The 20,034-nt window shown below is 58.8% G+C and carries 17 protein-coding genes and 2 pseudogenes; 8 read left to right on the plus strand and 11 right to left on the minus strand.

The window, feature by feature from the left end; all coding sequences use genetic code 11:
- Positions 1–266: 266 nt before the first annotated feature.
- The 4 genes and pseudogenes from USDA257_RS33670 to USDA257_RS08145 form a co-directional block, all read right to left on the minus strand.
- On the minus strand, positions 267–587 hold the full coding sequence (locus USDA257_RS33670) for a DUF982 domain-containing protein (protein WP_080605543.1): 321 nt from the start codon (positions 585–587) through the stop codon (positions 267–269).
- A 268-nt stretch (positions 588–855) separates the two neighbouring features.
- A pseudogene (locus USDA257_RS08135) lies at positions 856–1,453 on the minus strand (TOBE-like domain-containing protein).
- A gap of 84 nt (positions 1,454–1,537) precedes the next feature.
- The gene (locus USDA257_RS08140; protein ID WP_014762436.1) at positions 1,538–2,563 is read right to left on the minus strand and encodes a sulfate ABC transporter substrate-binding protein; all 1,026 of its coding nucleotides are present in this window, start codon (positions 2,561–2,563) and stop codon (positions 1,538–1,540) included.
- A 264-nt stretch (positions 2,564–2,827) separates the two neighbouring features.
- The gene (locus USDA257_RS08145) at positions 2,828–3,967 is read right to left on the minus strand and encodes a zinc-binding metallopeptidase family protein (RefSeq protein WP_014762437.1); all 1,140 of its coding nucleotides are present in this window, start codon (positions 3,965–3,967) and stop codon (positions 2,828–2,830) included.
- A 624-nt stretch (positions 3,968–4,591) separates the two neighbouring features.
- Between USDA257_RS08145 and USDA257_RS08155 the strand changes: the two genes are divergently transcribed.
- Positions 4,592–5,401: an SH3 domain-containing protein gene (locus USDA257_RS08155; RefSeq protein ID WP_014762439.1), complete on the plus strand. Its 810-nt coding sequence runs from the start codon at positions 4,592–4,594 to the stop codon at positions 5,399–5,401.
- A gap of 453 nt (positions 5,402–5,854) precedes the next feature.
- Positions 5,855–6,496, plus strand: a complete 642-nt coding sequence (locus tag USDA257_RS08160; protein ID WP_014762440.1) for a peroxiredoxin-like family protein — start codon at positions 5,855–5,857, stop codon at positions 6,494–6,496.
- A 423-nt stretch (positions 6,497–6,919) separates the two neighbouring features.
- Here the strand turns inward: USDA257_RS08160 and USDA257_RS08165 are convergent, their stop codons facing one another.
- On the minus strand, positions 6,920–7,714 hold the full coding sequence (locus USDA257_RS08165; protein WP_014762442.1) for a helix-turn-helix transcriptional regulator: 795 nt from the start codon (positions 7,712–7,714) through the stop codon (positions 6,920–6,922).
- A gap of 901 nt (positions 7,715–8,615) precedes the next feature.
- On the opposite strand from USDA257_RS08165, the gene USDA257_RS08170 reads away from it, so the two are divergent.
- Together USDA257_RS08170 and USDA257_RS08175 are read left to right on the plus strand one after the other, a co-directional pair.
- Positions 8,616–9,197 (plus strand): glutathione S-transferase N-terminal domain-containing protein, encoded by a 582-nt coding sequence (locus USDA257_RS08170; protein WP_014762444.1) that lies wholly within the window; start codon positions 8,616–8,618, stop codon positions 9,195–9,197.
- Positions 9,194–10,045 carry an alpha/beta fold hydrolase gene (locus tag USDA257_RS08175; protein ID WP_014762445.1) on the plus strand — a complete coding sequence of 284 codons (852 nt, stop codon included), beginning with the start codon at positions 9,194–9,196 and terminating at the stop codon, positions 10,043–10,045. Before USDA257_RS08170 ends, USDA257_RS08175 begins: the two co-directional genes overlap by 4 nt.
- 265 nt (positions 10,046–10,310) lie before the next feature.
- On the opposite strand, the pseudogene USDA257_RS38285 reads toward USDA257_RS08175, so the two are convergent.
- The 3 genes and pseudogenes from USDA257_RS38285 to USDA257_RS08190 form a co-directional block, all read right to left on the minus strand.
- A pseudogene (locus USDA257_RS38285) lies at positions 10,311–10,559 on the minus strand (VOC family protein); the annotation flags it as partial.
- Between the two features lie 246 nt (positions 10,560–10,805).
- Entirely contained in the window at positions 10,806–11,228 is a 423-nt protein-coding gene (locus USDA257_RS08185) for a type II toxin-antitoxin system VapC family toxin (protein ID WP_014762447.1), read from the minus strand.
- Complete coding sequence (locus USDA257_RS08190; protein ID WP_014762448.1) at positions 11,225–11,479, minus strand: type II toxin-antitoxin system Phd/YefM family antitoxin; 255 nt, start codon at positions 11,477–11,479, stop codon at positions 11,225–11,227. Before USDA257_RS08190 ends, USDA257_RS08185 begins: the two co-directional genes overlap by 4 nt.
- 828 nt (positions 11,480–12,307) lie before the next feature.
- Between USDA257_RS08190 and USDA257_RS08195 the strand changes: the two genes are divergently transcribed.
- The 3 genes from USDA257_RS08195 to USDA257_RS08200 all read left to right on the plus strand — a co-directional run bounded on the left by USDA257_RS08195 (position 12,308) and on the right by USDA257_RS08200 (position 15,048).
- Positions 12,308–13,687, plus strand: a complete 1,380-nt coding sequence (locus USDA257_RS08195; RefSeq protein WP_041414002.1) for an enoyl ACP reductase FabMG family protein — start codon at positions 12,308–12,310, stop codon at positions 13,685–13,687.
- Positions 13,688–14,332: 645 nt separating this feature from the next.
- On the plus strand, positions 14,333–14,632 hold the full coding sequence (locus tag USDA257_RS35920) for a hypothetical protein (RefSeq protein WP_014762450.1): 300 nt from the start codon (positions 14,333–14,335) through the stop codon (positions 14,630–14,632).
- 17 nt (positions 14,633–14,649) lie between these two features.
- Complete coding sequence (locus USDA257_RS08200; protein ID WP_196777088.1) at positions 14,650–15,048, plus strand: DCC1-like thiol-disulfide oxidoreductase family protein; 399 nt, start codon at positions 14,650–14,652, stop codon at positions 15,046–15,048.
- Positions 15,049–15,124: 76 nt separating this feature from the next.
- Here the strand turns inward: USDA257_RS08200 and USDA257_RS08205 are convergent, their stop codons facing one another.
- Complete coding sequence (locus USDA257_RS08205) at positions 15,125–16,603, minus strand: hypothetical protein (RefSeq protein WP_014762452.1); 1,479 nt, start codon at positions 16,601–16,603, stop codon at positions 15,125–15,127.
- A 417-nt stretch (positions 16,604–17,020) separates the two neighbouring features.
- Between USDA257_RS08205 and USDA257_RS08210 the strand changes: the two genes are divergently transcribed.
- Positions 17,021–18,517 (plus strand): lipopolysaccharide biosynthesis protein, encoded by a 1,497-nt coding sequence (locus tag USDA257_RS08210; protein WP_014762453.1) that lies wholly within the window; start codon positions 17,021–17,023, stop codon positions 18,515–18,517.
- A gap of 33 nt (positions 18,518–18,550) precedes the next feature.
- On the opposite strand, the gene USDA257_RS08215 is transcribed toward USDA257_RS08210, so the two are convergent.
- Together USDA257_RS08215 and USDA257_RS08220 are read right to left on the minus strand one after the other, a co-directional pair.
- Positions 18,551–19,546 (minus strand): phosphoribosyltransferase family protein, encoded by a 996-nt coding sequence (locus USDA257_RS08215; protein ID WP_014762454.1) that lies wholly within the window; start codon positions 19,544–19,546, stop codon positions 18,551–18,553.
- Between the two features lie 34 nt (positions 19,547–19,580).
- The gene (locus USDA257_RS08220) at positions 19,581–20,024 is read right to left on the minus strand and encodes a hypothetical protein (RefSeq protein ID WP_014762455.1); all 444 of its coding nucleotides are present in this window, start codon (positions 20,022–20,024) and stop codon (positions 19,581–19,583) included.
- Between the last annotated feature and the right edge of the window lie 10 nt (positions 20,025–20,034).

Genomic DNA, 20,034 nt, shown 5'->3' on the forward strand with positions numbered 1-20,034 from the left:
AATTTTAAGGCAGTGGTTTACCGGCCCCGCCTAGTCGGCCAGTTGAGCGGCACAGGAAAACTTTGCCTCGGCGGAGGGGATTTACAAAGCCGCGGCTCGCTCGGGCGGCGAGACAGCACGCCAAAGGTTGATCTGACAACCTTGCGCCAGTAGGCCGGCACGCCCACGCTGCAGCGCAATTGGGTACCGACGGAGTGGGTCAGGGATCCGACTTGCGATAATTATGCCGGTCGCTTACCGGGCGACACTACCTCGATTAATGGGCGTTACCGCTTTATCAAACCAGCGCCCAGTCGACGTGAGGCTGATGTAAGATCCGGCCGGGGCGGCTTGGCGCGTCCCAAGACGTCGCTGCATGCGAATGACGCTTCAATGCATGCGGCTATGAAGGAATTTTTTGCCCAATCAGAATACTGTGGGTGATGCAAAGCGGCGCGACAGGCTCGCACGGCTCGGGCCTGCTGCCCGCCATGCATCGGCCATTCGTTCTCGAGGAAATCAAGCGCGTCGTAAGGGCCGCAGAACTGTCGCTTCATGCCGTTTTGCAGCGTCACCGACAGCGCAATGCCCCATGGCACTTCTTTCATTTTCGGACCTCCTGAAAGGCCGTATGCAGAACCGCCAACCCATCCACTTCGTTCCTGAGGATAAGTGATTCTTCACTCCTGGTCACGTGGGCGAAGCTTTCACGGGGAAGGGCATTTCCGCGTCTGAGAAGCAATTGCCGGGAATTCGTTGCTGGCGCAGGGTGGCGCCTGGCCCATGATCATGTGCCGTTCAGGTCACCTGCCTGCAGGAAAAGATGGCGACATTATCCGAACACGGGAAGTCCAAGTGCCACCGTGCCTTCACAGGCTACTCCCCGCGAAACAGCTTCCACTTCGTGGGTCGGAACGCGATGCGGGTGCGGTCGGCCGAGGACGTGCGCTCGGGCGGCAACTCAATCTCGATCGACGGCTGTATCCTTCCAAGGTCCAATTCGAGGTGGCGGGTGCCAGCGACGCGACGGCTCGCCGTGATGCGACCGGCGAGACAACCAGCGCACCCCTCCATGAGCTCGACGTCGTGCGGGCGGAAATAGAGGGTTGCCGGACCATCCGACTCGTTTGAGCGCAGGCCGATAGCCAGGTTTTTAAACCAGATGGCCGATAAAACCATAGACGAAGGGCGAGACCGGGTGATCGTAGTTCTCGTCGGGCGTGCCGACCTGCTCGATCGCGCCCTTGCTCATGACGACGACGCGGTCCGCAAGCTCCAGCGCTTCTTCCTGGTCGTGGGTGACGCCGTCGGTCGGGCTTTCGAGACCGGCGATGAGCCGGAGCAGCGTCGTCTTGGCCGAGGCGGACGGGGCGAGCAGCGCGATCAACTCGCCGGAGCGGATATCGAGCGAGACATCGACGAGCGCTGGGAAACGGCCGAACTCCTTGCGTAGGTTCTGGATGCTGACTTCCATGGATGCCTGCACCTTTCAAAGGCGGCGGCTGGCAGCAAACTTGTCGCTGGAGCGAAGCTTGCTCGGCTGCCAAGCACATCAAGGCTATCGGCCCGGCGTATAGATCCGGTCGAAACTCCCGCCAGCGCCGAAGAATTTCGGCTGAGCTTCCTTCCAACCGCCGAATTCGTCAATGGTGACAAGTTTGAGATCGGCGAAGCGGGCCGTGTCCTTGGGATCCGCCAGTTCCGGCTTGAACGGCCGGTAATAGTGCTTGGCGACGATCTTCTGGCCGACGTCGCTGTACAAATAGTCGAGATAGGCTTCGGCCACCTTCCGCGTTCCTTTGCTGTCGACATTACCGTCGATGAGGGCCACGGACGGTTCGGCTTTGATCGAAATTGACGGCGTGACGATCTCAAACTCATCGGGGCCGAGTTCCTCGAGGGCGAGATGGGCCTCATTCTCCCAGGCGAGCAGCACGTCGCCAAGGCCGCGCTGGACGAAGGTGGTCATCGCCCCCCACGCGCCGGTGTCGAGAACCAGAACATGCTCGAAGAGTCGCGCCACATATTCCTGCGCCTTGGCCTCGTCGCCATTGTTAGCACCCCGTGCCCAGGCCCAGGCGGCGAGGAAGTTCCAGCGGGCGCCGCCCGAGGTCTTCGGGTTCGGGGTGATCACCTGAATGCCTTCCTTGGTCAGGTCACCCCAGTCCTTGATGCCCTTTGGATTGCCCTTGCGCACCAGGAAGATGATCGTCGACGTGTAGGGGGCGCTGTCGTTTTCCAGTCGTCTTCTCCAATCGACCGGGATCTTGCCGGTCGCCTGCGCAATCGCGTCGATGTCGGCTTCGAGCGCCAGCGTCACCACATCGGCTTCGAGCCCATCGATCACCAATCGCGCTTGTTTGCCCGAGCCGCCGTGTGACATATCGATCGTCACCGTCTCGCCGCTATCCGCCTCCCATTTTTCAGCGAAAGCGGCATTGAATTCCTTGTAGAGTTTCCGAGTCGAGTCATAGGAGACGTTGAGGATCGTCGTCTCGGCGAGAGCGAAGCCAATAGAGCCAAGCTGCAAGATTCCGACCACAAGCGCTCGTTTCACAACTCCGGCAAATTTATTCGCTCCCATGTCGGCCTCCATACTTTACCAGGCGAAACTAGCCTCCGAACGCCAGGCGGGAAAGCCGAGATAAATGCTCGCGCCGCAGGCAGCCGAGGTAACCGCTTTCGCATGTTTAAGGTGCCAGCGACGACGCACCTCAAGTCGACATCCCGTGCAAAACCACGAGCGTTCGCAATTAACTTCCGTCTGCCGACGCCACATAGGCAGAGCGAGCCCGTTCGAGCACCTTATCGTCAGCAATTGACGAACTCGAAGGATGTTCCCCATGAACTATTTTGCTGTAGACCGATCGGCCGAAGACGAGGACGAAGCTAGGTGGAAGCGGTTCGTCCGGCCTAGCTTGCCTTCTCGTGCCGCTTTGATCACCCTGTTGATGAACTCCAGCTTCTCTACCACGGGCGGCGGCAGGACGAATGGATAGATGTCGCCCTGTCCCATTGAGCGCTGGAACGTGTTCAGCGCCAAACTAATCGGCACCCACGCGCCGACTAACTGCTGGGCACTTTCGGCGCGGTACGGATCGAACTTTACCTCTGCGTCGAGATCATGATGCCGGAACGGTTCGATCGAAAGGCCGAACGCGCGGGCCGATTCCAGCGTATCGACGATGTGGAAGAAATGCGCCCAGCACTCCGCGAAATCTTCGGCCGGATGGCAGCTCGCATAGCTCGAGATGAAGCGCTGTTGCCAATCAACAGGGGGTCCTTCGCTATAATTCTTCTGAAGCGCCGCGTCGTAGTCCTGACGTTCGTCGCCAAACAGCTGGCGCGCCCCGGAGAGCATGTCGCTGCCTTCGACGAGTTGCTGAAAGAAGAAGTGACCTATTTCATGCCTGAAGTGGCCGAGCAGAGTGCGGTAAGGCTCTCCCATCGAGACGCGGACGGTCTCGCGCACCACATCGTCCGCCTCAGCGGCGCGAAGGCTTATGAGGCCATCCTCGTGTCCGGTCACCGCGGGGACCCGATGGCCAAAATCGTCAACGGCATCTTCCAGGAAGTCGAAAACGAGCCCACCGTCGGGATCGGTAGCCCGATCAGGACAGGGAATGGCAAAGCGCAGGATCGAGTAAAAGAGATGACGTTGAGCGGCGCCGATTTTCTGGAATCGCGCGAGACCCTGCGGCGTGTCGGTGTTCGGGATGAGGCGGTTATAGCGGGCGGGAATGGCGAGCGGGTTTGGATCGTCAGCATCGACAAGCCAGTTGCTACCATCGATCGGTGCGTTGGCGCAGAACTTCCAAAGCTTGTCAGGCCGCGATGTGATCCGCCAGAGGCCTTCGCCCGCGTTGGTCAGAGTGTGTAGCGTCAGCGTGTCGGCGACGAATCCGACAGGTGCGTTGTTCGCGCCTACGCTAAAATGGTTGTCGAAATAGAGCGGCAATCCGCTCACATCGCATTGATAAAGCCGCATGCAGAACCCCGGGTGTTCAGCTGGTGCTGGTAAACGCGCGAGGCAGCGAAAAGATACTTCGGCTGATTTGCCTGGAAGCTGCGGCTCCTTTGGATGCGAGGATGGATCGGCATAATATAGCGGCGCAATCGGCGGCCGCGGAGGCCGTTCGCGAATGGCATCGGCGTAAAGCTGCCGGCGGCGTGACAGCCTGGTCTACTCAAAGGCACTGCTCGATGTGACGAGAGAAAAGGAAGAGGCCCGACTGAGGATCGTGCAGTTCGTGCCTGGTGACAACCGCGAAGCAAGGCAGAAGTTGACCTACCTAGCTGCGTATCTTCTCGCGACGCGTGGCTCGTTGAAGGTGCCCGAGATGGAGGCTGTGATGCGCAGGACCAAACCGATCTCATAGGCACGAGCAAATGAAGAAGATCCACCCCCGGCACTTTCAAGGCCTAGAGCCCAGATTCTTCCGTTCAAGCTGCGTTCATGCAAAACGCGCTATAAATCATTGAAAGATAAGACGATGGTGGCTGCCCAACAAAGGCTGGCAGGCGCTTCAACTATGCCCGGGAACCGGAAAAAGCCGGAGTAAAATCAAACACCGGACGTGGCATGACGCCTTCCTCCCAGGGAGTTGAAAACGTGAAACGCACCCTTTTGAAAATTGCCGCGACCGGTATGCTCTTGCTTGCTCCGGCGATCGCTCAGGCGGCAGAAGGCTTCGCGACGGCAAACGTCAATATGCGCGCCGGCCCAAGCACAGCATATCCGGCGATCACCGTGATTCCGGCCGGCGAATCCGTTGAGATCTACGGTTGTCTTGCCGACGTGCCGTGGTGCGACGTGGAGTTCTATGACGGCCGTGGCTGGGTGCACGGCCGATATATCCAGGCGCTTTATCAACAGCGCCGCGTTTATGTCGGTCCTCAATATTATCGCCCGCTCGGTATTCCCGTCGTTGTCTTCAGCTTCAGCAGCTATTGGGATCGTCACTACCGCGACCGTGACTTTTATCACGACCGCGATCGCTGGCGCCGCGGACCGGACTTCTATCGCGGCCCGGATCGCCGTGCGGAACCTCCACCCAGCCGCAGACCTGAATTCGAGCCAAGGCCAGCTCCGCGCCGGGAATTCGAGCCTAGATTGGAGCGGAGGCCCGATATTGGGCGTCCCGCTGAAAGACGCCGGGAGCTTGGCGATCGCCCGGATCGCCTTCCGGATTTCGATCGCGCGCCCAACCGCAGGCCTAATGTCGACAGACCGCCGGACTTTGACCGTGATCTGCGCCGCGGCGGCGATCGCAACCGGCGGAACTTCGAGCGTGGGGGCGATGATGGCGATCGCATCATCCGTCGCGGCGACGACAATCGTGACCGCAGGGGTGGTGACAATGACCGCCGCAGGCCGCAGCGACGTGTCTGCGAACCCGGCGAACCGGGTTGCCGGAACTAGTGTGGCCCGGGTGCGGACAATCATCACATCGGGCCGTTGCTTGAATTCGCGCACAGCTAAGTCCAGAGACCTCCCTCTAGTTTATTTCGCTGCGGCACGTACGTCCGAACCGAAACTGAACCCGGCGTTGTAGGAGGCGGTCGGTATTAGCATGCTCATGCATGAGCATCAGTTCCGAAGTTCGGTTGCCGGTGTTTAGGGCGCGAGAAGCACTGCGACCATTCAGAAAATGACTAGCTGGTGCCTTCTCCATCCTGAGTTCCGGCGTTTGGACCAAGCGGGTTTTTTGATCCCTCCGCCATGAAAGGAAACGGACCGCTCCGAAGCAGCACCTGAGTGAAGCGAAAGCTGGCGCTGAAGGTATTTTGAGCGTGAGTGCGGCCGTCTGGAGGATTAATATGGGCAAGGAGCGACTGCCTTTTTTCTTGAAGGATACGGGACCGGAGGTTGTCCATGTCCACGCACGCATTAGACCATCCGCTGCAGCCGGGCGACCTGGCTCCGAACATTGTGCTCGATGCGATCTCACGCGAGGGCAAGATCGCACTTGATGATTTTCGCGGTCAGAGCCCATTGTTGATCGGTCTGTTTCGAGGCCTGCATTGCGCGTTCTGCCGGCGCCATGTCGCGGCAATGGCACAGCTCAATCCGGCCCTGCGCGAGAAAGGCGTCCAAACTCTGGCGGTGGTAAACACCCCGGTCGAACGCGCCCGACTCTATTTCCGCTATCACCCAATCCCCGGACTTCTGGCTGCATCCGACCCGGTACGGGCCTCGCACCGGGCCTTCGGCTTGCCCGGCGTCGGGGCGGATGCGGTCATGTCGATCTTGATCGATCTTCCGGGCGAGCTGCCCCAGCCAATGGGTGTGATCGAAATGGATGAGTTTCTCAACAGGAAGGAAGGGTATGAAATCACGGAAGCCGACCAGCAGATGATGACTTTCGACCAGGAGCAGCTTGTCGGTCAGTTCCTGATCGACCGCGAGGGCATCGTGCGCTGGAGTTTCACCGAAGTCCTGGAGAGCGGGCTCCAAACATTCAAGGCACCCAATCCTGGGGAATTGATGTCAGCAGCTTCCGAGGTTGCAACTTAATAGTTGCTGAAGAACTCGCTCGAAAACGGCTGGCGCCACACATTGGCGGCGCTTTCAGGTTTCGACCTCCCCAATCCGCCACGAATTCCCAGACCTGCTTGGCAAACACCAACCCCGCACCACGCCAACATCCGCGGTCCCCGCTATTACCACTGAGGGACAACAATCATTGCCAGCAGGACCCCAGCCTCAAGGGGGCGCGATCATCCCGGAATCCCGGGCGCAATCATCTCGGAACAAAGGGGCGGCTTCATCGGAATCGGCAGGCTCCCGCCGGCTAGAACTCTCTCGCCCCCATCAAATTCACGTTCAGGCGGTTCTTGTGGCTGCTGCAGGCCCAGATAATTCGCCGTCTAAGTCCGCCTATTGTTCACGGTCGACTGAGAAGACGCGTAGCGCTGCCGCCGCTCGGCGCCACAACATTCATGCCGACACTTCGGTCAGTGCGTCAGCGCCACGGGGTGCGGAGCGAGGCGATATCGGCGTCGCTCCGAAGTAGCGCGACGCCGCCTCCGTCCGGTTGCGCACGTTCATCTTCTTGTAGATGTTGCGGACATGCACCTTGACGGTGTTTTCGGAAAGCCCGAGACGATCGGCGATGATCTTGTTCTGCGTGCCCATGGATATGAGATCGAGAATCTGGATCTCGCGCGTCCTGAGGAGGCCTTGGGCAAAGTCGGTCTTGCGTTCCATATCGATGTCTTCCGAAGGCGCCTGTTGCGCGACAACGCCGTCCCCTGCGAGCTCTCTCGGCGCCAGGCGCCGAAGCAACGCGGCGGGAAAATGCTCGCCGCCCTTCATCATGAGATCAATGGCGGTGAGGCATACGTCGAGATTGAGGTTCAGCGGCAGCACGCCGTGAAGCAATCCTTCGTCGACAAGTCCAGCAATCGATGAGTCGAACTCGTCCGCATTCTGCACCATCAGGCCGATCGCGGCCTTCGGATAGAACTCGTGGATCGTCCTCATGATCGATGGAAGTACTGCCACCGGCAGGCGGTAGAGCATCACCAGGCTTACGTCGATAAGATTGCCGTCCATAAGACCGTCGGAATCGGAAAGGCTTACGATGTCTTGATCTTGAAAACGCGCGCTGATCGCCTGTGTCAGACATTCGGCGAACAGGTCGGTTTTTGCGAGCATTACAATCTTGCTTTTCTTCGGCAGTACATTGTTGCCATCTTCAATATTGCTCAAGGTCGAGCTTGTTCGGTCCATTTATCCCTCCTTGGCACTCACTATGTTTTTCGGGTTCTGTGGCGCCGTCCAAGAATCCTTTATTTACGTATCGTTCCTGTGCCTTCAAATTAATGATTACTGAAACCAAGTACATCATCTTAGCTATTCGAATCAATACTTTGCTCTAATTGTTTTTTATCGATACAACCTTCGAGCGCCATTGTCATTATCTCCCAGTTCTGATAATTATCGCGCCGTTCATTTCTACTCAAAATGGACTAGCTCAGATCGCCCTCAACCAGTGTACAGTGCCTGAGGAGCGATGCTTCTTTTGTGGCAAGTCAAAGCGGTTCGGACAGAATGTTGCGCCCACACTCGCCCCAAGACAGTAAAACACTTTCCTTGACCGGATATCTGGAGCGCTGGACGGCCCACTCGTCTAGTCTCAGATCAGGCTGAGGGCGCGGAGGTGCCAGTTCCAGCCCCGCGTCCGCATGCGAGGATGCAGGCAAACCGAGGCGCCTCGTCCGGCCTGCCGGCCACCTCGCCCCGCCTGCGACCGCCTGAAGCTGCTGAGTAGAGAGCATCCCGCCCGGTGCACGCCAAGCCGGCTTGTCAGTGAACAGTAGTTTAACACGCCTGGAGCCGGGCGCCCTTAGCGTAGGATCTCGGCTTTCCCCCCAAGCGATCCCATGTCCGCGAGTTCAGCGGCGCCTACATCTCACCGGGCGTCATCATCGCACACGAGGCGGCAGTGCCGGACAAGCGCCCGCGCTGGCGGGCAGAAATGTCCTGGAGTACTTCCACCCTGAGTTTGATCGATAGCCGATCGGTGTTCGTCACCCATTCGTCGTCCTCCAAAAACCGCTTGCATTGTCGAAGCGATCTATCTATTTTGCGACCAGTTGCAGTTTGCAATCAGTCTCAAGGAGTCGGATCGATGAAGCTCTACTCAGCGCCCGGTTTCACCAGCTTGGCCGACCATATCGCGATGCTGCAGGCTGGAATTCAGTTCGACTTGGTCAAGGTCGACCTCGAGACCAAACAGATTGAAGGGGGCGGCCGTTACACGGAGATCAACCCGACGGGATATGTGCCTGCCCTTATGTTCGACGATGGTGAGGTGCTGACCGAGAATGTCGCGATCGTGGCATGGATCGCCGATCGCGCACCGGAGCTCGCGTCGCATGGTCACCTGGGCCGGTACCGCCTGCTCGAGATGCTGAGCCTTATCGCGACCGAGATTCACAAGCGCTTTCCCACCTACTTGTCGCTTCCGGAGGATGTGAGGGAGCCGACCGGCCAGCAAATATTGCACTGGTTTGGCTTCGTCGCGGGCCGATTGGATCGGGGCTACCTTTTCGGAGAGACCTTTACGGTTGCGGATGCCTACCTCTTCCAATTGGCACGGGGTGCGGCTCAACTCGGGTTCCCTCTGCCCCAACCGTTTGGCGATTACATCGCACGGATCGAACAGCGGCCTGCGGTGCAGGCGGCGCTACGCCGCGAGGGCCTCGCATGAGTGCGCTAGTGATCCGCACTGATGGGGTCGAGCTCGCGACGCAGAGCTTCGGCAATCCAACCCATCCACCGCTACTTCTCATCATGGGCGGGATGGCGTCCATGCTGTGGTGGCCAGACGAATTCTGTCATCAGCTTGCCGAGCGGGACCGTTTCGTCATCCGCTATGACCAGCGCGATTCCGGTCTTTCGACGAAGTATCCCCCCGGTCAGCCGGGCTACACCTTCGACGACGCCGTCGATGACATTTTCCGCGTGCTCGATGGCTACGGGATTTCGAAAGCCCAAATCGTCGGCTTTTCCCTCGGCGGCATGGTGGGCCAGGTCGCTGCGCTAAAGAGTCCGCAGCGCATCTTTTCCCTGACGGCGATCAGCACCTCGCCGGTCGGAGTGGACACGTCCGACCTTCCGGCCAGCGGCGAGGCTTGGATGGAACATATGTCCGTGGAGGCGGACTGGTCGGACCGGGCAGACGCGGTCACGTACCTGGTCGAGGACGCGCGCCTGACTGCGGGGACGGCGCATCGGTTCGACGAAGCCGGGACCCGCGCCTTCATCGAACGGGATTTTGACCGGCCCGGAGGCTATCTCAGCACCACCAACCACAGCATCCTCTTTGAGGTCGGCGAGAGGTGGCAGGGCCGCCTGAACCAAATAAAAGTGCCTCTTCTCGTCGTTCATGGCACAGCCGATCCGATTTTTCCAGTTGAGCACGGCGAGGCACTCGCGCGAGCGGTAGCCGCCGACCAGGCATTGGAGCGGCTGCGCGATTTGCTGGAGGCGCATATGACCACGGAGGGCGTACTCTTTGACTCGCGTTCGTGGATCATTACTGCGCGCAGGGCGTGAATCGGAGCCTAAGACGGGTGGCTGTACGCGCTTTTTCCCTGTAGCGCCGACCTTCTCGCGGCAGATCCTCATGCTGGGCCCGCGGCGCTTGTCGCCGCACGACATATCCAGGAACAGCCAGCCGCAGCCGGGCAGGAACCTAGCCCTTCGTGCGGCAGGACGAAGAAGCCTTCAATTGAAGGCATACCCAGGACCAAGGTGACGGCGTTCGGGTCCCGCCACCGGACAAGCGAGGTCGAGCTTGTCGTACGGCCGATCAATCACCTCAACCTTCGGGCGGCAGATCGGCCGGGTTCCACACGACCTCCCACAGATGCCCGTCCGGATCGGTGAAATATCCGGCATATCCACCATAGAATGTCTTTTCGGCAGGTTTTACGATCCGCGCTCCGGCACCGGCTGCCTCTTCCATGACCTCGTCCACTTCGCTTCGGCGGGAGACATTATGGCCGATCGAGAACGACGTCGCGCTGGCTGGGGCCTTCGGCAAGCCGCTGTCATGCGCCAGGTCGTCCAGAGCGAACGGCCGTCGCCGGCGAACCCTTCTTGTGAAAGGACGAGTGTCTCCAGGCCGGACACAATGCTCATGTCCGCCTTGAGGATAATCGAACAGGCGACCCTGCAATCGAGCGCAATCGACGGGGCTGTCAGTCGGTCTTGCGATTGGTTTGAGCTTTCGCTGACCCCAACACCGCCACGGAATTGCCGACCAGCTGTACTCGAGACCGACGGGACTCGAACCCAAGCAGGAGCGATGCCGTCAGCTTTGCCAGGGATCGACTAAAACAACGCCGGTACCTTCGAAATCCCTGGTGTAGCGTGTGACCACGGTCATGTCGTGGACCAGCGCCGTCGCGGCAATCAATGCATCCGCCTCCTTGCGGCGATCCGGAATGTGCAGGTGCGCGCAACGTGTCGCAACCGCGTCGTCAATCGGCAGGATGCGGCCAGCGAATTCCGGACGCACACGACTGTCAAGCCAGGCGCGCAGCCGAGCGCCCTGTGCTGCGTCCCGGCGCCGCACGCCGAGCATGCCCGGCTCCAATTCAAGAATCGTGATGGCCGAAATGAAGAAGCGCACCGCATCTTCCGCTCCGACCCACGCTACCACATTGGAATCGGCTTTGCCGTCACCGATCTTGCGCAGTTCGGACACGACATTGGTATCCAGCAGGTACCTCAAGAGAAGTCCATACCCCGGGGTCTAATTTCGATGCGGTGCGGCTCGAACTCGATCGCCGAGAGGCCCGGCATGGCGAGAGCGTCAACGAGGCTGCGGTGCTTGCCGCTCAAGCGCTCGAATTCGTCGTAGGTCATTAAGACATGAGAAGGCTTGCCGCGATCGGTGATGATAACGGGACCGTTTCTGGCTGCCTTCTTAGCGCTACTGACGTCGTGATTCAGCTCTCGGCTGGAAAGGGTCGTGATGCTCATGGCGCACCTATATGTAGGTATTTACCTACATATAGCATGAGAGGCACAAATAATAAGCGGCCGATCTATGCCGGCCCCGGCCCACGGTGTTGAATGGCACACCTATCACGGGCAGCTGTCCTATGCGGTACTCGGGTACTGCATACGTCCAGGTTCCAGGGGATGCATTATGCGATCTTCGAAGCACAAGACGAGAGCTTCCCGAGATCAAATCCGCACAGTGGCTACAACACCGCAAGTAATAAGCTCTGGAAAGTGCCAACGCTGACAAATTTGGGAGCTAAGGTGCAGGCCCTTTCGCAGAAAGCAGTTTAGTCGCTTCGCGTCGAGACAGACGATCGGCAATCCTTCTGCTTTGAGCGCATGACAATGCTAGGTCGATTACGATCCGCTCTCCAGTCCTATGCGGATCGCATTCGGCGCCTTGGCTTTGGCACCCAAAATGCCCTCCGGGGTCGAAAGGCAGGTTCCCTGTCAAACGATCTTGCCATCGCTGCCAATGACGCACACGTGTGTGATGTCCTGCGACACGTCCAGTCCGACATCCCCTCACCTTCCTGAGTTCGAAAATTTCGATTGGCAGAGCCAGCGTCCATTCCGGCGCAAAGCCAATGCCAAGACCAGCGGAAGCCAACGACACCAGCGAAAGAGTTTGGTCTCAGGTCTGCTTTATCCGGTTCAGATAGCGAGAAATCCTTTGAGGGACTTCACGCTTTGAAATGAACGGTCACTTAAAATGACTTCCTATTACGGGTTATTACGGTCATGTGGATTATCCAAGCTCGTGTGAGCCATCGATCGACGACTAACGGACCAAAGAGTGATTGCATGGAAAATCCGGTCGCATTGAACCGCATCGCCGAAAACAAGGTCTTTCGTAAAGGTGATGTTTTCGTCCTCTTCGGCGAACTATTCGGTCGCGGATATGCGACTGGCTTGCTCGAAGAAGCCCGGCGGGCTGGAATGGAGATCGTGGGAATCACGGTCGGGCGGCGCGCCGAGAACAACGCACTGCGGCCTCTGGACGCCGAGGAACTCTCTGCCGCCGAGGCCCGATTGGGCGGCAGAATTATCAACATACCTCTTATGGCTGGCTTCGATCTCGACGCTCCGGCAGGAGGCCCCACTCCGACGGATCTCCTCGCAGCCATGACGCTGGAGAGCTGGGAACATGACACGCTCGACTGGGACTACATCAAACAGTGCCGGGACATCGCCACCGCACGGTTCACGAATTCGCTTTCGCAGGTCATGGCCGTTCTCGACGGAATGATTGCCGACGGCCGCAATGTCTTCTTCGCCCATACAATGGCCGGCGGCATCCCGAAGGCTAAGGTTTTCCTGGTCGTCGCCAACCGGATCTACAAGGGACGCGGTCCCCGCCACATGTCGTCGCAAGCGCTGCTCGACAGCGACATGGGCAAGCTCATCCTGCAGAACTTCGACGAAGTCTCCGCAATCACCTTTCAACATCTTATCGACTTCAGCGCGGGGATCCGTGAGCGCGTGGAGGCATCGGGTGGTCAGGTGCGGTATACGGCCTACGGTTATCATGGAACCGCAGTCCTGATTGACGGGAGTTATCGCTGGCAGACCTACACCAACTACACCCAAGGTTACGCCAAGATGCGGCTCGAATGCATCGCGCAAGAAGCCTGGGCAGCGGGCGTCAAGGCAACCGTCTATAACTGTCCCGAGATCCGGACCAATTCGTCCGACGTATTCACGGGTATCGAGCTTCCCCTGATACCGCTGCTGCTCGCCTTGAAGAAAGAGAATGGTGGCCAATGGGCCGAGGACCAGTGGCAGGCATGCCAACAGCTTCTGGCAGACGGCTTCACAATGAAGGATGTGTTCCAAAAAATTACCGATATGCAGGCCAACGAGGTCATGCGTCCATTTTACGACTTCTCGGCGTGGCCCATGGCAAACAGCCAAGCACAGTCCGATCTGACCATCGGCACGTCCAACGAGATCACGCAGATGCACCGGGACAGCAAGGCGATGATCAGCGACCTGCTGAGTGCTCTCGTGGTGGAAGCGACCGGGCAGCTAATTTTTGGCGAGTCCTCAGATCCCTCCGGCCCCGTCCAGTGGCTCAACCACGATATCGTGGCGCGCCGACTTAACGCTTCCCACCTGCAATGGAAGTCTCCCGTGCCGTTGATCGCGCAAGGGTCGAAAGATTCTCATCTTGAGTTGGCATGACAGCTTCCCGGTGCAGCTTGGAAGTTGGTTTCTCTCAGGGCCAAGGGGATTCGAGAGTCCGGCAAGAGAGCGCCAATTGCTGTTGTTTTCCGACAGTCTCAGCCTGCAGAAATTTCCAGCTTCTATTCAGTACCCAATACCTCTTGTAGCAGGCGGTAGAGACGAACGGTGTAGTTCCAGCACCCTTCGCCCCTCTCGGGGCAAAGCCGATGCGGTTGCCGGCCGAGACAAGCGTTACCAGCGAGACGGCGTCGTCACAGCTATAGGCGATGTTGCCTGTCAGACTATGTTTCTCGAACACCTAGGTGGCCCCACCCCAAGGACATGTTCCCGGCGATAAATTATGCGATCTTCTGAGCACAGAATGAGAAACATCCTCGCAACGTGCCGTGCACGGCGCTCGTGAAGAACGGCTCCCTTCCACCCAATTGCGGACAATCGAGAACCGAATTGCGACCTGCTTGGACTTAAGAGCCAGTTTTTCAAGCTCGCGCCTTTAACAAGGCGAACTGCAGACCCCGCGTTCAGGCTAGGCAATTCATACGGCGCCAACGCTGTCACCAGCCGCGGAGGAACACAAGGACTACACTCCGATCAGATTTGACGTAATCTCTTGATTGCCGCTCCAACTTCGTACATGCTGCGTTGCACAACAATAGCGGCAACAACTTCGGGGCGCAGGCGCTGCAACCTGAAAAATGGATCGAGCATCTGTTGCCCACTCGACTGGAGCCATATAACGAGGGTGTACGCGAGATGCTTCGAGACATGGCGTTCTATAAAAAGATTATCGCCGCAGGTGTAGTGGGACTGGCATTTGTCGGCGTGTTCGATGCTCTGAAGAACCTGCCGGTGGTTTCGGGCTGCACGTTCTATGGGCGTTGCAGCCAAGGCGACATTGCCGAACCGCCAACCGATCTCGGCTTTGATCCCGTGGCCCAATGAAAATGCGCGAAAACCCCATGATCGTCTACGACGGCGATTGCATCTTCTGCCAAAACTACGTGCGGTTCATGCGATTGCGCGAGACCGTGGGTCCTGTCGAGTTGATCGATGCACGCTCCGGCGATCCCAGGGTCGCCGGCTTCCAGAGGCAGGGCTTCGACCTCAACGAAGGGATGCTCTTCGTCTTCGAGAACCGCGTGTATCATGGCGACGAAGCTGTCAACCTGCTGGCGATCCTCAGCTCGCCTTCGTCGCTTTTCGGCCGGCTTAACCGTGCGATCCTGTCAAACCGCACAGCGGCGCGGGTGGTCTACCCGCTGCTCAAGTTTGGGCGCCGACTGACCTTGCGGCTTCGTGGTCGATCGCTTATCCCCACTGACCTCGACCAGTCGACCAAGGTGGGCAACGGCTGGTAACCCGATAAGAGCGGCGGGCGGCGGGCTCCCCAGCATGCCAGCGCACCCGATCACCGAAGTCGACCACAGACTGATTTCAATGCGTGCAGACCTTCGGTCGCGAGAAATCGACCAGCTTGAAGATCAGCAGCTTTCGCTCGAGCAAGCCTGGCATCTGACCAGCCAAGGTCACTGCAGTCGCGCGCGTCACAGTTTCCCCATCTTTCACGTAGGTGACCCACGCCTCCGGCTTCCAGCGGAGCTGTTTCTTGATCTCGTGCAGGATGTGATAATTGCCGGCGCGAGATTGCTGTACGAGGTAGAGCTCTGAAGAGTCGATGATCTTCACGACCTCGTTCTGGTAGTTGAAGAGATATGGCGGGCTGGAAAAGAGCAGGTGGTTGGTCTCGCCACCTTCCGTGTGCAGATTGCTGAACATGTTGATCGAACTTTCGGTCTTGAGACCGACATAGGGAGAGAGGCAGGAAAGAAAGAACAGGCCCGGCACCACGTAGACCCAGGCCGGCGGGCGTGGCGCCGAAACATTCTCGCAAGGCAGGTTCTGCAGCGCCACATAAGTCAGCCCAATCATCCCAACTCCGCCGACGACGGACCAGACGAGGATCCATACGGAGTGGACGACCATGTCGAAAGTAGGCTCGGGATACACCAAGGCAAGGAGCATCACGACGGCGACTGCAAGAACCATCAGCGCCGCACCGGGGATCAGGGTACCAACCCGTCCAAACTGTTCGCGTAGTGTATTCGCAGCCGCGACCGAAATGCCGTAGAGCTGTTTGCTGGCCGGCATTGGGATGCTCAGCACGTAAAGTGCAAAGACCAAGCTCGAAAAATCCATGTACCAGGAATAGGCGGAGATCGGGATGACGTAGTGGAAGACGAGCGCGAGGATGAAGCCGATCGCGAAATAACGCTTCCAGTAGAGCGCCACGATTGCGATCGCCTCGATGATAAAGGTTGCATATATCGCCAGATATCGGCCGAACAAATTGTCTTCGAGACCGAACGGCCGGGCGAGTGGAACGTACAGCCCAACTGCGCAACTGACGGATGGATCGAGGAAGTCGGTGTTGATCTTGTGGAAGATACCGTAGAAATACATGATCGCGAGCAGGGCTCGAGCGACGACACGAACCTGGCTGTACAGCGCCATACGATCGATGGCCGCCCTGCCGCCGGCCTTGAGGTAGAGCACCGCGGCGCTGAGCAAGATCGCCCCGTTCATCACCGCCGTGATGGTTTTGTTGTTTGAAGCCACCGGCAGGCGAAGCCCATACAACAGAAGCGAAACGGCGACGAGAGCCAGCAGAAATCCAGTGCGCCGCGGATAAAGCAGCAGCAGGAGGCTGAGAAGGACGACGGACCAGCTCAGTAGCGTATACGCTGGCCCCTTGTATCCAATCAGTGAATAAACATCGCCGACAATGCTGAAGATCGCTGCCATCGCCCAGAACGGCGTGAATGCAGTCAGACCGTCATAGGTGTAGGCCAGGCTTCTGACACTGGAGCGTTTGCGTGGGCCAAAACTCAGGAACGGTATTGCGCTCGCCATCATCGATGAATCCACTTGAACGGCATTTTTTTGCTGGGGAAGCAGAGGACTGATTGTACCGCGCCCATTCTTCCCACGATTTCAGTTGCACACTTGAAGGCGCGTTCGTCGCCGAAAGGTTCCCCGCCGACGAGCCAGCTCCTGTCGTTTGCGGCAGAGGTTTTAAATTAGACAACTGGCAATTGTAAATGGTTCTTCAGCTGTGAATTGAGGCAGGCTTCGGCCGCGCACGATGGTTGCAGCCCGTCCGTACGAACGACGCAGCCGTCTTACGACCTCTGGTAGACGCTACTACGCAAAATGCTGCACAGCAACATTCTCTTGTGCAGAGCGGCATAACTTTTACGTCCCGGTTGCACCGCAGCACACATCCCGGTAGTTTCAACACATTATCACCTGCAGTCGGCGGAGGGTTTGGATTTGAAAGCCAGCGCATTCGATCCGCCCGAAGGATCGCTCCGCCAGTCCGTCGGTCGAGGCGCTGTCGTCACCGGTTTGGCTCAAGCGGTCAAGATTGCAACGCAGATCCTTTCGGTCATCCTCCTTTCACGCCTGCTGTCGCCGCAGGATTTCGGCGTCGTGGCGATGAGCGCGCCCGTTCTGGCGTTTGTCGCGCTTTTTCAGGATTTTGGCCTGACCCAGGCAACCGTGCAGAAGAATTCCATAACGCACGAGGAGGTGAACTACCTCTTCTGGGTTAACGTCGCCGTTAGCGTGGCGCTCGCCTGTCTCATGGTGGGTATGGCCCCTCTGATTGGTCGCTTTTACGGCGAGCCTCGAGTGGGGCCTCTCATCGCTGCAATGGCTTTGCAGATCATTGCCTACGGCCTCGGGGCACAACATCTGGCCCTCCTCAATCGGCGCATGGTCTTCGGTCGCCTTGCGATGGTGGAGATCGCGAGCGCAATTGCGGGCCTTTGCGCCGCCGTCGGCTGGACCTTCGTCGACCGCTCCTATTGGGCACTTTACGCAGGCACGCTGACGAGCGCCGTGTTGCCGACGCTCTGTTACTGGGCCAACTCCCATTGGCGCCCCGGCCTCAGCCTGAAAGCCGACGGCGTCGGCGTCTTGCTGAATTTCGGTGCCGGGATCACTGGCTTCAACTTCGCAAATTTCTTCGCCCGCAATCTCGATAATATCCTGATCGGCAGATACTGGGGCGAGGCTCAACTCGGGCTCTACGACCGCGCCTACAAGCTTCTTCTGTTTCCCTTGAGCCAGCTTGCCAATCCGCTCTCGAAGGTCATGGTGCCGGCGCTTTCGCGGATGACGAACGAGCCCGACCGCTACCGCAGCGCCTACCTTCGCGTCATGCCCCTTATGCTGGTCGTGGCGCTTCCGGGCGTGGCAGCGGCGATCGCGACTGCCGATCTGCTCATTCCGTTCGTGCTGGGAGAGCAGTGGCGGGAAAGCGCAGGCATTTTTCAGGCGCTCGGCTTCGCCGGCCTGTTACAGCCGCTCAATAATCCGGCCGGCTGGCTGTTCATCAGCCAGGGGCGATCCGGCGACTTCATGCGCTGGGGCGTCATCACGGCAGTGACCTCGGTCCTGGCCTTCCTGATTGGCCTGCCCTACGGCGCGCTCGGAGTCGCCGTTGTTTACGCGCTGAGCGAATACCTGCGGACGCCCTTTCTTTGGATCTATGTCGGCAAGAAGGGGCCGCTGAAGTTCGCCGATATGTTTCGCGCTGCAAGCCCCTTCATCCTTGGCTCGCATCTCGCCCTGGTGGCCGCCTGGCTTTCGAGGCCGCTTCTGCCGGATCATGCCATTCTCGCCGTTGCCTGCGCCGCTGTCCTCTCCTATGCAGTGACAATCGCGGTCGCGCTGCTGTTTCCCTCTGGCCGCCAATCGCTCGGCGAAGCCCTGAAGCTTCTGCCCGAACGACTGATCAAACCGACCGACCGGGGATCGAGGTGAGCGCTGCCGGCGCGACCGACCGGCATACGCCAGTTAAGCCGGCTTCCTCATCCTGCTCTTGAGTGTCTGGTAGCCGGTTTCGCCCAGGACGGTTCGCGCCATGGTCTTAAGCATGGCTTTCCGGCCTTCGGAGGTCGTTGCCTGCTTCAGTTGCTCCGACAGCCACAGCATGTCCGGTGAGATCATCAGCTGAGACTCGATGCACAGCACCGGCTTTCCTGAGAGCTTTGCAATGTTTACCGCCTGATCGTGCTCGCTTTCGATGAACAGCACGGCATCCGAGCGCTTGTAGAAATCGGCTTTGAACCGGCCATGGGCGGCAAGCCTTTGGCGTTCTGCCTTACTCGGAAGATCAAGCATGACGAGCTCGCCATAATCAACACCCTGCGATGCCAGCCAGGCCTCCGTCTGCGGCCGATATTTTTCCAGACGGCTGGTCACCAGATAAGCGATCTTGCGCGTCGGCACATGTAGCGGCCGCGCCTGTGCAAGGAAGCTTAGATAGGCCGGGCCATCGTCATTTTCCTGATGCGTCGGATCGAAACACAGGACGCCGTCGATATCGACGCAGCTCTGCCCGAGAAACTTGTGATGCATGACGTTCCATTGGAACAGCCGCGGCTGCGGCACCAGCTCGAATACGAGATCGGCTTCGTCGTAACGCTCATAGGTACCGTAGACGGCAGCGAAGATCAGCTGATCACGGGAAACGCCCGCTGCCGCCGCCCTTACCCTCGCCTCCCGCATGGCGCTACCGCCATTGATGCTGTCATCGAGGATCAGTATCCTTCGCATCTCTGCCATTGTGCGTCCAAGAGCGGCCGATCTCTTGGTGATTCCGCTGGAAAAGACCTTTCCGGCGACAAAGCTATCCAGATCGGTCATCTGAATGTTCGTCGTCAGGCTGAAGAGATTGGCGGCCAGCATTCCGCTGCGCGGTATACCGACGACCAGGTCGATGCCAGCGGGTAAGCGGTGGAGATTCCTGGCGATCGTGGCATTCATGTCGACAATCGATCGATAATGCATCTTGCTGCACCCCTGGGTAGCATCGGTTGACACGCTAAGCCGTTTCAAAATTCGCAAATGGATTCACGCAATGCTGGCTTCCCGAAAACGTGACGGGTTCATTCGGCCCACCCCGCCAGGCGTAATCCGTGAGGAGATGGAACTCGGTCAGCAACCACCGCTCGAACCGCTCCAGACGCATTGCGTCGTCAGCGGGCAGCAGCGGGCGAGCCATGCCTCCCAATCGCAACCCTTCAAACAGCGTGGTCGCGTCGGCCAACTTCTCCGTCGGGAAATCCCAAGGGTTGCGCTTCTTGAATTCCAGCGTGAAGGCTCGCAGATGGTCATCCGAAATGGTGACGTCATCGAGATATTTCCTCAGGGTAGCCCTCACCAAATCTTCCTCGGAGAACGATCGGACCGCCGCATAGGCAAGCGCCGTCGACGCGAGACCTCCTCCTGCCAAGCCAAGCACCGCGCGCCTTGAAAGCCCTCTCATTGCCGATTTC

The organism is Sinorhizobium fredii USDA 257 (assembly GCF_000265205.3).
Taxonomy (GTDB): Bacteria; Pseudomonadota; Alphaproteobacteria; order Rhizobiales; family Rhizobiaceae; genus Sinorhizobium; species Sinorhizobium fredii_B.

Coding starts and splice junctions, on each gene's coding strand:
- USDA257_RS08145 (WP_014762437.1), bottom strand. CDS start 3,967: ATGCGGCTTTATCAATGCGATGTGAGCGGATTGCCGCTCTATTTCGAC.
- USDA257_RS08215 (WP_014762454.1), bottom strand. CDS start 19,546: ATGCATTATCGATCGATTGTCGACATGAATGCCACGATCGCCAGGAAT.
- USDA257_RS08195 (WP_041414002.1), top strand. CDS start 12,308: ATGGAAAATCCGGTCGCATTGAACCGCATCGCCGAAAACAAGGTCTTT.
- USDA257_RS08170 (WP_014762444.1), top strand. CDS start 8,616: ATGAAGCTCTACTCAGCGCCCGGTTTCACCAGCTTGGCCGACCATATC.
- USDA257_RS33670 (WP_080605543.1), bottom strand. CDS start 587: ATGAAAGAAGTGCCATGGGGCATTGCGCTGTCGGTGACGCTGCAAAAC.
- USDA257_RS08200 (WP_196777088.1), top strand. CDS start 14,650: ATGATCGTCTACGACGGCGATTGCATCTTCTGCCAAAACTACGTGCGG.
- USDA257_RS08220 (WP_014762455.1), bottom strand. CDS start 20,024: ATGAGAGGGCTTTCAAGGCGCGCGGTGCTTGGCTTGGCAGGAGGAGGT.
- USDA257_RS08205 (WP_014762452.1), bottom strand. CDS start 16,603: ATGATGGCGAGCGCAATACCGTTCCTGAGTTTTGGCCCACGCAAACGC.
- USDA257_RS08160 (WP_014762440.1), top strand. CDS start 5,855: ATGTCCACGCACGCATTAGACCATCCGCTGCAGCCGGGCGACCTGGCT.
- USDA257_RS08140 (WP_014762436.1), bottom strand. CDS start 2,563: ATGGGAGCGAATAAATTTGCCGGAGTTGTGAAACGAGCGCTTGTGGTC.
- USDA257_RS08175 (WP_014762445.1), top strand. CDS start 9,194: ATGAGTGCGCTAGTGATCCGCACTGATGGGGTCGAGCTCGCGACGCAG.
- USDA257_RS08165 (WP_014762442.1), bottom strand. CDS start 7,714: ATGGACCGAACAAGCTCGACCTTGAGCAATATTGAAGATGGCAACAAT.
- USDA257_RS08190 (WP_014762448.1), bottom strand. CDS start 11,479: ATGAGCATCACGACCCTTTCCAGCCGAGAGCTGAATCACGACGTCAGT.